This window comes from Nocardia sp. TBRC8007 (assembly GCF_056629435.1).
Genome location: NZ_JBWSOR010000039.1, coordinates 1 through 14795, shown reverse-complemented (window position 1 = coordinate 14795; position 14795 = coordinate 1). Strand labels below are relative to the sequence as shown.

General features: G+C 63.8%; 14 protein-coding genes. 7 read left to right on the top strand and 7 right to left on the bottom strand.

The annotated features are described in order from the left end of the window. Positions 1-27: 27 nt before the first annotated feature. The gene (locus ACX4ZE_RS20265) at positions 28-945 is read left to right on the top strand and encodes an NAD-dependent epimerase/dehydratase family protein (RefSeq protein WP_480275048.1); all 918 of its coding nucleotides are present in this window, start codon (positions 28-30) and stop codon (positions 943-945) included. 164 nt (positions 946-1109) lie between these two features. On the opposite strand, the gene ACX4ZE_RS20260 is transcribed toward ACX4ZE_RS20265, so the two are convergent. The 3 genes from ACX4ZE_RS20260 to ACX4ZE_RS20250 all read right to left on the bottom strand — a co-directional run bounded on the left by ACX4ZE_RS20260 (position 1110) and on the right by ACX4ZE_RS20250 (position 4949). Further along, complete coding sequence (locus ACX4ZE_RS20260; RefSeq protein WP_480275047.1) at positions 1110-2255, bottom strand: cytochrome P450 family protein; 1146 nt, start codon at positions 2253-2255, stop codon at positions 1110-1112. Positions 2256-2493: 238 nt separating this feature from the next. Beyond that, positions 2494-3105: a QsdR family transcriptional regulator gene (locus tag ACX4ZE_RS20255; protein ID WP_480275046.1), complete on the bottom strand. Its 612-nt coding sequence runs from the start codon at positions 3103-3105 to the stop codon at positions 2494-2496. Positions 3106-3152: 47 nt separating this feature from the next. After that, positions 3153-4949, bottom strand: coding sequence for an acyl-CoA dehydrogenase (locus ACX4ZE_RS20250; protein ID WP_480275045.1), 1797 nt, complete (start codon positions 4947-4949; stop codon positions 3153-3155). Between the two features lie 207 nt (positions 4950-5156). Here ACX4ZE_RS20250 and ACX4ZE_RS20245 point away from each other — a divergent pair, with 207 nt between their 5' ends. Then, positions 5157-5588 carry a hypothetical protein gene (locus tag ACX4ZE_RS20245; protein WP_480275044.1) on the top strand — a complete coding sequence of 144 codons (432 nt, stop codon included), beginning with the start codon at positions 5157-5159 and terminating at the stop codon, positions 5586-5588. 192 nt (positions 5589-5780) lie between these two features. On the opposite strand, the gene cysC is transcribed toward ACX4ZE_RS20245, so the two are convergent. Genes cysC through ACX4ZE_RS20230 form a run of 3 tightly spaced genes read right to left on the bottom strand, consistent with a single transcriptional unit; the run spans position 5781 to position 9499 of the window. Continuing rightward, positions 5781-7616 carry an adenylyl-sulfate kinase gene (gene cysC, locus ACX4ZE_RS20240; protein ID WP_480275043.1) on the bottom strand — a complete coding sequence of 612 codons (1836 nt, stop codon included), beginning with the start codon at positions 7614-7616 and terminating at the stop codon, positions 5781-5783. A gap of 11 nt (positions 7617-7627) precedes the next feature. Continuing rightward, positions 7628-8560, bottom strand: coding sequence for a sulfate adenylyltransferase subunit CysD (gene cysD / locus ACX4ZE_RS20235; RefSeq protein WP_480275042.1), 933 nt, complete (start codon positions 8558-8560; stop codon positions 7628-7630). 9 nt (positions 8561-8569) lie between these two features. Continuing rightward, the gene (locus ACX4ZE_RS20230) at positions 8570-9499 is read right to left on the bottom strand and encodes a helix-turn-helix domain-containing protein (protein WP_480275041.1); all 930 of its coding nucleotides are present in this window, start codon (positions 9497-9499) and stop codon (positions 8570-8572) included. 84 nt (positions 9500-9583) lie between these two features. On the opposite strand from ACX4ZE_RS20230, the gene ACX4ZE_RS20225 reads away from it, so the two are divergent. The 3 genes from ACX4ZE_RS20225 (at position 9584) to ACX4ZE_RS20215 (ending at position 12791) form a co-directional block, all read left to right on the top strand. Continuing rightward, the gene (locus ACX4ZE_RS20225; protein WP_480275040.1) at positions 9584-10747 is read left to right on the top strand and encodes a hypothetical protein; all 1164 of its coding nucleotides are present in this window, start codon (positions 9584-9586) and stop codon (positions 10745-10747) included. Next, complete coding sequence (locus ACX4ZE_RS20220) at positions 10747-11523, top strand: SDR family oxidoreductase (RefSeq protein WP_480275039.1); 777 nt, start codon at positions 10747-10749, stop codon at positions 11521-11523. Before ACX4ZE_RS20225 ends, ACX4ZE_RS20220 begins: the two co-directional genes overlap by 1 nt. A 104-nt stretch (positions 11524-11627) precedes the next feature. After that, entirely contained in the window at positions 11628-12791 is a 1164-nt protein-coding gene (locus tag ACX4ZE_RS20215; RefSeq protein ID WP_480275038.1) for a sulfotransferase family protein, read from the top strand. Between the two features lie 94 nt (positions 12792-12885). On the opposite strand, the gene ACX4ZE_RS20210 is transcribed toward ACX4ZE_RS20215, so the two are convergent. After that, a complete protein-coding gene (locus tag ACX4ZE_RS20210; RefSeq protein ID WP_480275037.1) occupies positions 12886-13560 on the bottom strand; it encodes a PaaI family thioesterase in 675 nt (224 codons plus the stop codon). 192 nt (positions 13561-13752) lie between these two features. On the opposite strand from ACX4ZE_RS20210, the gene ACX4ZE_RS20205 reads away from it, so the two are divergent. Together ACX4ZE_RS20205 and ACX4ZE_RS20200 are read left to right on the top strand one after the other, a co-directional pair. Further along, the gene (locus ACX4ZE_RS20205) at positions 13753-13962 is read left to right on the top strand and encodes a hypothetical protein (RefSeq protein ID WP_480275036.1); all 210 of its coding nucleotides are present in this window, start codon (positions 13753-13755) and stop codon (positions 13960-13962) included. 119 nt (positions 13963-14081) lie between these two features. Further along, entirely contained in the window at positions 14082-14579 is a 498-nt protein-coding gene (locus tag ACX4ZE_RS20200; RefSeq protein ID WP_480275035.1) for a hypothetical protein, read from the top strand. The last annotated feature ends 216 nt before the right edge of the window (positions 14580-14795 follow it).

Sequence of the window (14795 nt, the reverse complement as noted above, 5' to 3'; positions counted from 1 at the left end):
GGACCTTCCTGCTATGAAAGAGGCTTCATGACTCGCGTGCTGATCACCGGTGGCGCCGGTTTCATCGGATCACATCTGCTCGACCGCTATATCGACCGAGGTCACCAGGTCAGTGTGATCGACAATCTGTCCTCCGGCGACAAAACCCGGATTCCTGCCGCCGCGGCTCTCTATGAAGCCGATATTCGTGACGCCGACACGATGAACCGGATTGTCGCAGCCGAGGCACCCGAGCTGATCTTGCACTTGGCCGCGCAAATCAGTGTCCGCCATTCGGTCGCAGACCCACGGACCGACGCCGCCGCGAATATCCTCGGCACTGTCAATGTGCTCGAGGCCGCACGCCAGGTCGGGGCTCGAGTCCTTTTCGCCTCCACTGGTGGTGCGATGTACGGCGACGGCGTTCCCCTGCCTACCGCGGAAACTGTGCTCCCGCAGACCCACGCACCGTACGGCATCTCAAAATACAGTGCTGAGCAGTATCTTTCGCTGTACAACCGACTGTACGGCACCAACCATGCCTCGCTGCGGCTCGGCAATGCCTACGGTCCACGTCAAGACCCGCACGGTGAGGCGGGGGTGGTCGCGATCTTCTGCGGACAGATCGCGCGCGGTGCAACTCCGACTATTTTCGGCGACGGGCTCCAGACTCGAGACTACGTCTACGTTGCCGACGTGGTTCGGGCGTTCGAAGCGGCCACCGGGTACAACGGCATCGAATCAGTGTTCAATATCGGCACTGGTCGCGGCACCAGCGTGTTGGAGCTGCTCGCAGCGGTCAACACTGCCGCAGGCACCGCTATCAAGGCTATCCATGCCGATCCCCGCTCCGGCGAATGGCGCTATGGTGCGATCGATTCATCCAAGGCGGCCACCGAACTGGGCTGGACCGCGACCACCACCATCGCGGAGGGTATCCGGCTCACCTACCAGCAGTTCAGCTGACATCAGCCGTGGCTCGGTCGGAGCATCGGGTGCCGGTGATCGCACTACACCTCGGCGGCGAAGCGATCGGCTGCGGCGGTCTCATCAGCCGAGTGCCCAGCATTCGGCCATGCCCGGACAACGGTACAACCGACGATTCGACACGGCGGTCACTGCCCGGCTTCTTACGCAGGCGTGCCAACGCCGAGAACGACTGGCAGCGCGGTCAACCCGTGTGTGCGCCACGAGTCCCGATAGACCAAGTCGTCGACCGCCCCAGCCGGCCGGGCATGCGGCCACCGGGCCGTGAACGCGGTCACCGCGGCGTCGAGCACCGCCTCGCTGATCCTCGCACCCAGACAGTAATGCGGGCCTCGGCCGAACATCAGGCTCGGCCGCTGCCCCCGATGTGGGTCGGTATCGGCCGCGACCAGCGACAACAGCACAGTCGCGCCCGCGGGTATGGCCGCGTCACCGACAGTCACGTCCGCTAGCGCGAAGCGACGGATGGCGAAGGGTGCGGGGTTGGCCTGCTCGACCAGGGACTGCTTCCTGCTCGACCATGCGGCCCTCGGATCCTCAGGTGCGTTCAGCAGGGCGGCGAAGACATTCCCGAGCAGATGTGCCGCATTCTCCATCCCGGCCATCATCAGTAGGAACGTCAGCGATACTACTTCCTCGTCCGATAGTGACGAGCCTCCATCGACAGCCCGCACCCACTCGCTGATCAGTCCGTCGTCGGCACTCGACCCACGCTTGTCGCGGACCAGTTCTTCGAAGGTCTCGGTCAAGAATCCCACTGCGGTAACCAGCCGTGGAAGCGACTCGGGTGATTCGGCGTCGAAGCACACCATCGCGGTCGCGGCGTCGCGCAGCGGCGTGAACAATGACGGCGGCACACCCAGTAACCGACCGATCACGGTCGCGGGTATGGGCACACATAGCTCGGTCAGCAGATCGACCGTTCCATCCGCGGCGAGTGTGCTCACATGATGGGTGGCTATGTCGGCCACCATCGCATCCAGCTGGGCGACCGATCGGCGAGTGAACGCCGGTGCTGCGAGCGCCCGGATGCGCGCATGATCAGTGCCATCCATGTTCAGCAAATTGGCATCCAGCGACGGCGGCAGCGAGAATCCCTTGTACCCGTCGCGGGAGTGAACTTTGTTCAGAGCCAACCGTGGATCGGCCAGTAACCGGGCGACATCGTCGTATGCGCCCACCACCCATGCGCGGTGATCGCCCGGTAGCACGACCATTTCCGCCCGGTCCCGGAATCGCGCATGTTCGCTCACGCATCCGGCCTTCGGCACGGTACTCGAATCCGCCATGGGGCCGATCCTGCTATCCGGTCGGCCCGTCCCGCAATCCAGCGGACGAAGCGGTAGCTCATCAATGGGATCCGGTGGTAGGTGAGGGTCGATTCGACGATCATGTGAGCTCATCAGTACATTGCCGTTGTCTGCCGCGATGGTGCTGTCAGGCCGGTCGCCGCCATCGACCAATGGCTACGACACAGGTGAGTGCGGACCGAGCGGCGCACTCACCTGATTGCGACACAGCCCCCCTCTAGCCTGTGATCGCCTCGGGAATGCCCAGTAGTGCCGCCTGCACCTCGTGCAAGCGGTCGACATCGCCGCGGATGCCCGCGACATTGTCGTTGTACAGGAACCCCTCACCGAGCCGGACCAGCGCGTAGGCCAGCAGCGCAGGCTCCAGTGGTGGACGGTAGCCGTCCTCCTGTGCGACGCGGATGATCAGTTCTCGCACCATGCCGACGACCAATGGCTGTACCGGTCCGTCGCTCGCGGTCAGGATGCGCAGTCCGGACAGCGGCTCGTTCTCGAAGTAGCGCCGGAACGGCTCGTTGTCGCTCATCCAGCAGTTGACTCGATGGAGCACATCCAGGATGCGGCGGGCGCCGGTGGATCGGCGGCGGGTATCGGCGTGGGTGAGCAGTGTTTCGAACTCCCCGGCCAACATTGCGCCGAGCACGCCGTCCCGCGAGCCGAACCAGCGGTAGATCGAGGCGCGGCTGAGTCCGAGTTGTCCGGCGATCGCCTGGATGTCCACGCGCGCGCCGCACAGGAAGGCCTGACGGGCGCATTCGATGACCTGCGCCCTGGTGGCGGAGGCGGGTCGGCCGGGAGAGCGGGTGGTTCGCTGGTTGGAGACGGTCACCGTCGAAATGATACATATCTTATTTTGTGTATCTAAATGGGTTGTGTTCAGAACCAGGCATCCCGCATCTGCACGGTGGTGGTGTCCAGGCGGGAGAGCAGCTCCAGCGCCGGTGCGGTCTTGGGTAATTCGAAGCGGTAGAAGAACCGTGCGGCGTGCCGTTTGCCCTCGTAGAAGTCGCCGGGCCGATCCGAGGTAGCGAGGAACTGCTCGAGCCAGATCCAGGCCAGGACGATGTGACCGAACGCTTCCAGGTACACCGAGCTGTTGGCCATCGCGGCCTCGAGGTCGCCGGAGGCGAACAGCCCAGCGGTCACTTCGACCAGCCGCCGCCACGACGCATCCAATGCGTCAGCGAGATCGGCCGCCTCGCCGCCCTTTGCGCGGGCGGTGGTGATGGTCGTATCGACTCGTCCGCCGAGGGCGAGCAGACTCGCGCCACCCAGTTGAGTCACCTTGCGCCCCAACAGGTCCAAACCCTGAATGCCGTGCGTCCCCTCGTGGATCGGGTTGAGCCGGTTGTCGCGGTAGTGCTGCTCTACGTTGTACTCGCGGGTATAGCCGTAGCCGCCGAGTACCTGGATGGCGAGGCTATTGGCTTCCAGGCACCATTGCGAGGGCCAGCTCTTGGCGATCGGAGTCAGGATATCCAGCAGCAGAGTGATCGCGCGGCGATCCTCCTCGGAGTCGGCGGTGCGTTGATCGTCGACCAGCCGCGCGCAATAGCACACCAGCGCCAGCGCACCCTCGGCATAGGCTTTCTGCGCCAACAGCATGCGCTTCACATCGGCGTGTTCGACAATCGGCCGCTGCGGCGCGGCCGGATCGGCGGGCAGCTTGGCCCGTCCCTGAGTGCGAGTGCGAGCGTAGTCGAGCGATTCCAGGTAACCGGTATAACCGAGCGCGGCAGCGATCAGACCGACACCGATCCGCGCCTCGTTCATCATGTGGAACATATAGGCCAGTCCGCGCTGCGGTTCGCCGACCAGATAGCCGACGGCGCCGGGCGCGCCACCGGGCTGCCTGCGCCCTTCGCCGAAGTTCAACACGGTGTTCACCGTGCCGCGGAAGCCCATCTTGTGATTGAGCCCGGCCAAGGCGACGTCATTGCGCTCGCCGAGGGCGCCGTCGTCGCCCACCAGGAAGCGGGGTACGACGAACAGCGAGATCCCCTTGGTGCCCGCCGGACCACCGGGGATCTTGGCCAGCACCAGATGCACGATGTTCTCACCGAGTTCGTGATCGCCACCGGAGATCCACATCTTGGTGCCGAACAGCCGGTAGGTGCCATCAGCCTGCGGCTCGGCACGGGTGACGATATCGGCCAGCGACGAACCGGCTTGCGGTTCCGACAGGCACATGGTGCCGAAGAAGCGGCCTGCCAGCATCGGCCGGACGAACTTCTTGATATGTTCCGGACCACCATGGGCAAGCAGTAGATTCGCGTTGGCTATGGTGAGGAACGGGTAGGCCGCGGTGCCAGGATTGGCCGCCTGGAACCAGGCGTAGCTCGCCTGCGTGACCGTCATGGGCAGCTGCGTGCCGCCGAGGTCGTAATCCATCGCGGCCGCGAGCAACCCGGCTTCGGTGAACGCGTCCAGCGCCCGGCCGATTTCGGGGATGAGCGTGACGCGCTCGCCGTCGAAGGTCGGCTCGTTGCTGTCGTTGAGCTTGTTGTGTGGCGCGAAGTATTTTGTAGCCAGCTGCTCGCTGAGTTCGAGCACGGCGTCGAAGGTCTCCCGCGAGTGTTCGGCGTACCGCTCGCGTTTGGTGAGCTCTTCGATATCCAGCCATTCGTAGAGCAGGAAATCGAGATCACGCCGGGACAGCAGGGTCGACCGCATCAACCAGTCCTTTCGAGACATGTTCGGCACATCGCATCATACGTGGCCAGTGCGCGAGTAGCCTCCGGCGCGTGGATTCCGCAGCAACCAGGTGTCGGACCGGCTCGATAGGTTCGCGAGCGGGAACGTTATGACAGAGGGGCAGTTCCAGGCCGCGCTGGCTGGGATGAAGAGCTGATCTGGGGCTACTTCTCGACGCTGTCGGAGGTGCCGTTCACCTGGCTGGGTAGCAACGGCGACCCCGGCAGTCCCGGCTTCAACTGGGGTCAGATGCACCAGGAGTCATGGGAAGGCGTCAGCGCGGCAATCACTCTCACCCTGCGCGAACTGCGCCTGGGTATGCAAGCGCTGGGCGCCACCGAACCGCATCCGGGCATGGGCCGCGACCGCACGGTCATCGAACCGTATCAGGAATACAAAGAATACGGTGATGAATTGTACCCTGAGAAGCTGAGCCTGCACGTCTGCGACGAATCGAACTTGACGCCAAGGGGTTCGAGGCGACCTCCATCGGTAGTCGTGTCCGCGAATTCGACCCCGATGACGCCGGGATCACCGAACCGGCGAAGCTGGCAGTGCACTTCATACAGCACCATGGCTTTGACGACCCATTGGCCGCGCAAGCGCTGGACCGGCTGAAATGAACACCGATATTGCCCAGGTCCCCTTAGATCCTCGATCGGCGAAAGTACTGCTGGCATGCCCCGCTCGGCGCGGCGATCGGGGGTCTATCGGAATGCTGATCGGGTTCCCGTCACATTATGCTCGGCAGCTCGGCAGCCTGGCGACCATCACCTTCTTTACCAACTTCGGTTGCCGAGGTCTTCGACGTCAATCCATTCGCGTCAGTCGCGCGATGATGGTCGCGGCCATCGCAGTCGGGTCGTCGTGGTCGGGCCGCAGTACGATCTCGGCGTCGACCGGTGCCTCATAGGGATCGTCGATGCCGGTGAAGCCGCGGATCTCTCCCGCGCGAGCCTTGGCGTACATGCCCTTGGGATCGCGGGCTTCGCAGACCGCCAGCGGGGTATCGACGAACACTTCGAGGAACGGGATGCCCGCCGCCACGTGCGCGGCCCGAACCCGGTCGCGGTCGGCCCGGTACGGACTGATCAGCGAGACAACCGCCACCACGCCCGCTTCGGCGAACAGTTTGGCCACTTCGCCGACGCGCCGGACGTTCTCTACCCGGTCCGCCGCGCTGAACCCGAGATCGGCGTTGAGTCCGTGTCGCAGGTTGTCGCCGTCCAGGAGGAATGCCGGGCGGCCCGCGGCCACCAAGCGACGCTCCAATTCCACCGCGACGGTGGATTTTCCGGAACCGGACAGGCCGGTCAACCAGACTGTCAGTCCGCGGGTGGCGCGCTCGTCCCGCCCGACTGCGGTGGAATGCCAGACTACGCGGGTGGAGGGGAGGGTAGGGCCGGTGATCATGCCCGCGGCGACGGTATTGTTGGTGGTGTCGTCGACCAGGATGAAGCTCCCGGTGGCTCGGTTGCGCCGATACGGGTCGAACAGCATCGTCTGCCGGGTGCGCAACTGGACCCGGCCGATCTCATTGAGCGACAATGACTCCGCGTGTTCATCGCGATGCAGGGTGTTGACGTCGAGCCGGTAGTCCAGGGAACGGACTTCGACGGTCGCCGCACGAGTGGTGTGCCGGATGGTGTAGGTCGCGCCAGGGGTGAGCTGGGTGTCCTCGGCGAACCAGCACACCATCGCGTCGAGGTCGCGGCCGGTGTGCGGACGGTTGTTCGGTCGGCAGATCAGGTCGCCGCGTGAGATATCGAGCTCATCGGTGAGCTGGATGGTGATCGCTTGCGGGGGAAACGCTTCTGGGATCGCTGTGCCGCCGGGACCCCAGAGCGCTTCGACGGTGGTGGTGAATCCGGAGGGCAGTACAGTGACTTCGTCGCCCGGCTTGAACACCCCGCCCGCAACAGTGCCCGCGTAACCACGGAAATCCTGGGCGTGCTTGCGCGTGACGTACTGCACCGGGAAACGTGCGTCGATCAGATTGCGGTCGGAGGCGATGTGCACCTCTTCGAGGTGGTGTAGTAGGGGAGTGCCCTCGTACCACGGCATGCCGGTGCCTCGGTGCACGATATTGTCGCCGTGTAACGCTGATACCGGCACGAAGGTGAGATCGGAGACGTCGAGTTTGGCGGCGAACCGGGCGAATTCCTCTCGGATCTCCTCGAATCGCTGTTGCGACCAGCTGACCAGGTCCATTTTGTTCACACACAGCACCAGATGCGGGATGCCGAGGAGACCGGCCAGGAAGGCGTGGCGGCGGGTTTGCTCCACCACACCCTTGCGGGCATCCACCAGGATCAGCGCCAGATCGGCGGTCGAGGCGCCGGTCACCATATTGCGGGTGTACTGCACGTGGCCTGGGGTGTCTGCGATGATGAACTTTCTTCTGGGCGTGGCGAAATAACGGTGCGCCACGTCGATGGTGATGCCTTGTTCGCGTTCGGCGCGCAAGCCGTCGGTCAGCAGGGCTAGGTTCGGGTAGTCGTCGCCGCGCTCACGGCTGGTGCGTTCCACCGCGGCGAGCTGGTCGGTGAAGAGAGACTTGGAGTCGAACAGCAGCCGGCCGATGAGGGTCGATTTACCGTCGTCGACGCTGCCCGCGGTGGCGAGGCGCAATAGTGTGGTTGTCATCGGTAGCCCTATCAGAAGTAGCCTTCGCGTTTGCGGTCTTCCATGCCTGCTTCGGAGAAGCGATCGTCGGCGCGAGTGGCGCCGCGCTCGGTGACTCGCGCGGCGGCGACCTCGGCCACCACCTCCGCGGGAGTGGCTGCGGTGGATTCGACACACCCGGTGCAGGTCGCGTCGCCGACAGTTCGGAAGCGCACGGTGGCCGTATAGGGGCGCTCACCGTCGAGCAGCGTGAGGAAACGGGTGTGCGCCAAAAGCATCCCATCGCGTTGCACCACCGGCCTGCGGTGTGCGTAATACAGTGGGGGCAGTTCGATGTCCTCGGCGGCGATATAGCTCCAGATATCCAGCTCGGTCCAGTTCGACAGCGGAAACACCCGGATGTGCTCGCCCACTCGATGTCTGCCGTTGTACAGGTTCCATAGCTCAGGGCGCTGACTGCGTGGATCCCACTGGCCGTATTCATCGCGGAAGCTGAACACCCGCTCCTTGGCGCGGGCCTTCTCCTCATCGCGGCGCGCGCCGCCGAAGACCGCGTCGAACGATCCCTTGTGGATCGAGCGCAGCAGCGTTGCTGTTTGCAACCGATTGCGGGAAGCACGTGGTCCGCTCTCTTCGACTACGCGCCCCGCATCGATATCGTCCTGCACCAGCCCGACTACCAGTCGCAATCCCAGGCGCGACACTGTCGCGTCGCGGTAGGCGATCACCTCGTCGAAGTTGTGTCCGGTATCGATGTGCAGCACCGGGAACGGCAGTGGCGCAGGCCAGAAGGCTTTGGCCGCCAAGTGCAGCATCACCACTGAATCCTTGCCGCCGGAGAACAGCAACACTGGGCGTTCGAATGTCGCCGCCACTTCACGGAATATATGTGCCGACTCGGCCTCGAGCGCGTCCAGATGGGGAAGCTCGTAGGTGCTCGCCGTCGACTTTGTGTACTGGCTCACATCAAAAAATTAGAACACGTTCATGCCATTGGTCAATGGCTTGCGACCGCCCGAGCGCACGGTTACCGCGTCGGCGGCCGCTACCAGCGCGGCGCCACGCCTGGCGATTTCGGCCCCGGTGATCGAGGCGCCGACATACATCGTGAGCACCATGTTCTGCCTGCTGTCGCCGCCGTAGGTCGGTGCGGCCAGCAGGCTCACCGCGTGTTCTTTGCGAGGCCGCAGATTCGATCCCAGATAGACCCGCTCTCCGAGGGTCGTCACCAGCTCGCCGACGAGTTCGCGCAGTTCAGAGGGGAGATCTCGGCCGGCGACTCCAGCTAGTAGTGAATACAGCCGCTGCCCGGCGGTGGTCATGCTCTCCACCAGGAATCCACGCGCGCGGCATTCGGCGACGACCTGACGCAGGCGCGCTTCATCCTGTCGCACCGGCACTACGGGCGATGTGGCCAGCCAGGCGTCGAAGGCCGCTTCGGTGTCCCAGAGGACGTACATCAGGCCGACCGGCGGCGCGAAATGGTATGCCGCGCCCACCTTGACCGAGCCGGGTCCGGTGCTTTCGAGCACCATGATCTGTTCGCCGACTACAGCGGAAGCAGTGCAGGTCGTGCGATAGCGCGTGGTGAGTTTCTCCAGCTCGACGCGGGCCAACGCGGAGATGGCGAAGCTGTCTTGCGCGACCCGGCCCGCCGCGATCAGCGCGGGACCAAGGCCGTAGGTGCGGTGGTCGGCATCGCGCACCAGGTATCCGCCCGCGGTCAGTTCGGTGAGGATGCCCAGGCACGTCGGTTTGGCCAGATCCAGCTCGCGGGCCAGCTCGGAGAGGCCGAAGCGTTTGCCGCGCTGCTCGACGAAGAAATCCAGGACTCGAATCACTCGTGCGGTGGGCGCGGACCGGCGGCCGACTCCTGACCCCGGTGCTCCTAACTGTGCGGGCATTGACCACTCCTAGAACAAGTTCTAATCTTTCTTGTATAGAAATGTACCAGAGTGGTACATATTTGGAACAATGGAGAGTGCCTTTTGCTGACACAGCCGTTCGCGGACGCCATCGCCGCTGCCGAGCAGATCATCACCGAGGCCGCGCACATCCGCACCGAACAGGACCTCGTCGAGGGTTACGACTATCTGGCAGGCAGCATCCGTGCGTCGTTGCAGATGGCATGGGCCTATGAGCGAGACTTCCCGTTCTTCGTGCAGTCCACCGGGCCGTACACCAAGATGGGACTGGACAATCCGGACACCTTGTACTTCCACTCCTACTTGCGGCCGGACGCGGAGTACGTGGTGACCGGCACTCGCGGGACCACCCGCGACCTGAGCTTCCAGGTGCTCAATGGCGACTACTCGCCGGTGGAGGTACCCGACAGTCTCACCGCGTTCGACGATCGCGCGTTCGATCTCGATGCGGAGGGGCGCTATGAACTCCGGTTCGGTCCCGAGGCGGCCAGCCCCGGTTATGTGCATCTAGGCTCCGATGCGGCGATGCTCATAGTTCGGGAGGTCTACAGCGATTGGACGACCGAGAAGCCGGGCACGATCCGTATCCAGCGGGCCGACCGGATCGGCGCCGCACCGCCGCCGCTGACCAAAGACCTACTGACCAAGAGGTATTGCGTGGCGGGCAAGATGCTGGTGTCGCGGTTACGGACCTTTCTAGCTTTCCCTGAGTGGTTCTATTTGAACCTGCCGGTGAACACGATGACGGAGCCGAGGCCGACGCCAGGTGGCCTCAGTACTCAGTTCTCCTCCGTGGGGCACTATGAATTGGACGACGACCAGGCGATGATCATCACGGTGCCGAAATCCGACGCGCCGTATCAGGGTTTTCAGCTCGGAAGCATGTGGTATTTGTCGCTGGACTACATCAACCATCAGACCAGTCTCACCGCTGACCAGGCACAGGTGGATCCGGACGGGATGATTCGGCTGGTGGTCAGCGAGCGCGATCCAGGGCTGGCCAACTGGATCGAACGCACCGGCCACGCGCGGGGATACTTGCAATTGCGCTGGCAGCGGCTGTCCAGGGAGATGAAGCCCGACGACGGGCCTGCTGTGGACATAGCGCCGATCGCCGATCTGCCCGAGCGCCTGCCGTTCTACGACCAGGCGCGCGTCACGCCGGAGCAGTGGCGCGCTCGTATCGAGGCGCGTCAGGTGGCAGTCGCGGAGAGGATGCTCGGCTGATGTTGTTGCGGGACAAAGTAGTTGTGGTCTCAGGTGTCGGTCCAGGGCTGGGACGCGCCATCGCTGTGCAGAGCGCGAAAGCCGGTGCCGACATCGTGCTTGCCGCGCGGACCGAAGCACGGCTGACCGAGGTGGCCAAAGAGATCACCGAGCTCGGCAGACAAGCCGTGGTCGCTGTGACCGATATCGACAACGAGGCCGCGGCTGCGCAACTCGTCGAGACCGCCTACAGCACATTCGGAAAGGTGGACACGTTGGTGAACAATGCCTTCGCGATCCCGCCGATCGCTGACCTCGCCGATGTCGACCTGGCTCAGGTGCGGGCGGGCTTCGAGACCAATGTCCTAGCTGCGTTGCGTTTGACCAGGCTTTTCGTGCCTGTTCTCGCCGAGTCCAAGGGGTCGGTGGTGATGATCAACTCGGCTGTGCTGCGACACTCGCGGCGAACGTTCGGACCGTACAAGATGGCCAAGGCAGGGTTACTCGCCTTGGCGCAGAGTCTGGCTACCGAACTCGGGCCGAAGGGTATCCGGGTGAATTCCATCGCGCCCGGATATATCTGGGCCGACAACTTGAAGTGGTACTTCAACTACCTCGCTCAACAGCGGGGGATTACCGTCGAGGAGGTCTACGCCGAGACAGCGAAGACCCTCGACCTGCGTAAACTGCCCGAACCCGACGAGATTGCCGACGCCGTCGTGTTCTTCGCTTCCGCCATGGCGCGAGCGATCACCGGCGCGTGCCTGGATGTCAACGCCGGTGAGTACCACCACTAGGCGGGCAGCGTGAACCTCCACTACGCAGTGCGCACTATCGCGACGCGCTGCGGGTGTCCAGCACACACATTTGCGGGAGTCCCGCACACACAGAGGAGATGACCGTGATCGGTAGGGACGATGTCGGAACCATCGATGATCTGCACGCCTCGGCGACCAAGGTGGTCGGGCTGGACGACTTCGGCGCCGACGACTACCGCGAGGGATTGTCCGTATTGCTCGAATCCTATGCCCAGGATGCCGAACTCACTCCGTTGGGCAATAAGGTGAACCGCGCATTTTTGCGCGGTGCGCTGATCGCCCGGCTGCTCAGCGAGGCGGCATGGAGGCAGTTTCCGGAACATGCCGCGGTAGCGATCGAACGGCCGATCTTCGTGACCGGTCTGCCGCGTTCCGGCACGACTGCGGTGCACCGGCTGCTCAACGCCGACCCGGCGCATCAGGGGCTGGAGATGTGGCTGTCCGAGATGCCGCAGCCGCGTCCGCCGCGCGAGACCTGGACGAGCAACCCGATGTATCAACGCATCGCGGCCGCCTATGACAAACACCATGTGGAGCATCCGGAATTCATGGGCGTGCACCATATCTCGGCGGATCAGGTCGAGGAGTGCTGGCAGCTGCTCAGGCAGTCGGCGATGTCGGTGTCCTATGAATGCTTGGCCTACCTGCCTCGTTATTCCGAGTGGCTGCGCGACCAGGATTGGGCTCCCGCCTACCGTAGGCACCGGCGTAACCTCCAGCTGATCGGGCTGCCGGACGCCGGGAAACGCTGGGTGCTCAAGAACCCCAGCCACTTGTTCGCGCTGGAGGCGCTGCTCGAGGTCTATCCGGATGCGCTGGTCATCCAGATGCATCGCGATCCGCGGACTATTATCGCGTCAGTGTGCAGCCTCAACGAGCAGGCCTCGGCGGGCTGGTCGGATAAGTTTCGAGGACCGGTGGTCGGCGCGACGCAACTGGATCTGTGGGCCTGTGGCGCGGACCGTTTCCTCGCCGATCGCAAGCGATACGATCCGGCGCAGTTCTGCGATATCGACTACGACGAGTTCGTCGCCGATCCGATCGGCACAGTGAAGTCGATCTATCGGCACTTCGGTCTTTCGCTCACAGAGGAAGCGACTGCGGCGATGGCCGCTTTGCACGTGGAGAACACCGCGGGCGCGGCGCGCCCGGCGCATCGATACACACTCGGTGACTTCGGGCTGACCGCTCAGCAAGTGGATGTCCGGTTCGGCGCCTATCGGGAAGCGCATTTCCCAGGGCGGTGATTGCCGGATGCGCGCCGTTCCCGGTGCGCATCGTACTCGGCAGACCGGGTGCGATGCACTGTTCCGCCGACTGTGCTCAGCTGACGCGATGTGTTCAAGGCTGGCCCGGCTCGAGGACGATGAACAGACCGTGCGCTTCCGCGCAGAGTCGTTCGCCGTCGTGCAGGGTGGCACGGACGTAGACCTTGCGTCCCTCTCTGCGTTCGGTCCGTCCGCGCACCGATAGTTCGGTGTTCAACGGGGTGACCGAGCGATAGTCGACGGTGAGCGAGGCGGTCCTGGTTATCGAGCCCGTATGCACGGCAGCGGTCATACCGAGCAGATCGTCGAAGACGGTCGCGATCTGCCCGCCGTGGGCGGCGTTGTTACCACCGAGGTGAAAGGTGCGAAAGGTAACGTGCGCGTCGATGCCCTGCTCGTCGATGTGGTCGATCAGGAATGGTGGCAGAGTGATATTGCCGCGGGCAGGCAAGTCGAAGCGGGACCAGCTGGGGGTCGACCATTCGTCCACTACGGCATCGTCGAGCCTGTTGTTCAGCTCCCGCAGCATGCCGATCGCCTCTACCGCCAGCTCATCGGAGGGGCTGGCCATACGCACCCGGTCCATCAGTCCGCGCACCTGTTCGATGAACTCGCCATAGTGCGGTCCGCCACGAGCGATATCGACGTCTTTCGCTGCCTCGTGCGCAGCGGTCAGTTCGCTCATCGGCCGGAACCCGCCCTCGTGATGTTCTTTGTCCGGTAGCGGGCTGGCATACAGTTGGCTCATGGGCACAAATTAGCGGTTGCCCAGTGGATGCTCACCGGGTGGGTGTGGGTCCTCCGCGTTGTTTCGGCACTGCATAGGCCGGGACGTGGCCGAAATCGCGCCTGCTCGGATGGCGGCGGCGCACTCGGGCGGTTCTGCCTCGCGTTCCGGCTCGTGATCGGCATCTGAACACGTCGATCTATAGAAGATGCGGTGTCTGTGGATATCGCCGCGGTCGGCTTCGGCATGGTCTGCGTCCTGATCGACTGTGTGCCGATCTGGGAGCGGGTACATGGAGGAAAAGTCGGACAGTGGTTGCCCGAGACCGTCGCGCGCCGGGTGATCGAGTGGATGGCGGTGCGCGACGACGAGGTCGTCTCGCTGTGGAGGGCTCGGGCTCCGGCGCTCGTACTCGCGCGCTGAATCCTCGCGCTCGCGCGCTGAATCAATGGCTGAGCCGCTGTTACGGGACCAGTTAGTGAGGCACGCCGACTCCAGCGCATTTCCCGTATTCGATCACAGTGCTCGGGCAGACTGACACGATGAGCATCGACCCCACCGACGTGCATATCCACGCGGGAGACGGGACGCCGCTGCCGGGATTGACCGAGCACGCGCTCAGTGACCTCCTCGATGTACCGCCAGGCCGGGACCGCGCCATACTCGAGCTCAGTAGGGCCGGCGCACATGAGATCCGTGCCAAGCTGTTGTCCGACGGTGTTTACGAACTGGAGCACTGGGCCGGATCACCGAACGAGTCCTTCCAGATGTACACCTCCGATGCGGTGCTGGTCCGGGATGTGCTGTGGGCTTGGCTCTCCGATGACCCCTGGTGGCGGGACTCGGTGGCGTGGTATCCGGTGGATCCTGCGGTTGCGGAGCTGCGAGCCATGCACGACGAACTAGCCGAATTATTGGACTGTCTTACCGGGATGAGTGATCTGACCGAGGGTGTGGACGCAGTGTTGGCTCGCGCCGAGGAGCTGGTGGCGTCGGAGCGCGTGGAACCGACCGGACCGGACTCATCCGACCCGGCCTGAGCACATCAGGGGCCGTGACATCTGTTTCGGTCGGTGGAGCAGCGGGTTTCCGGACTGCCGCTCGAATATACGCACAAGTCACGTCTGTGCGAGTAATGAGTGAAGTGCGCTCGAAACAGATCTGTTCTCGCGTATTTCAGCAGGTCAACGCGGTTTGCGGACCCCAGGCCACGGATCGTGAAGCAGTGCCGAGACAGCCTTCGAAAAGTATTTTCG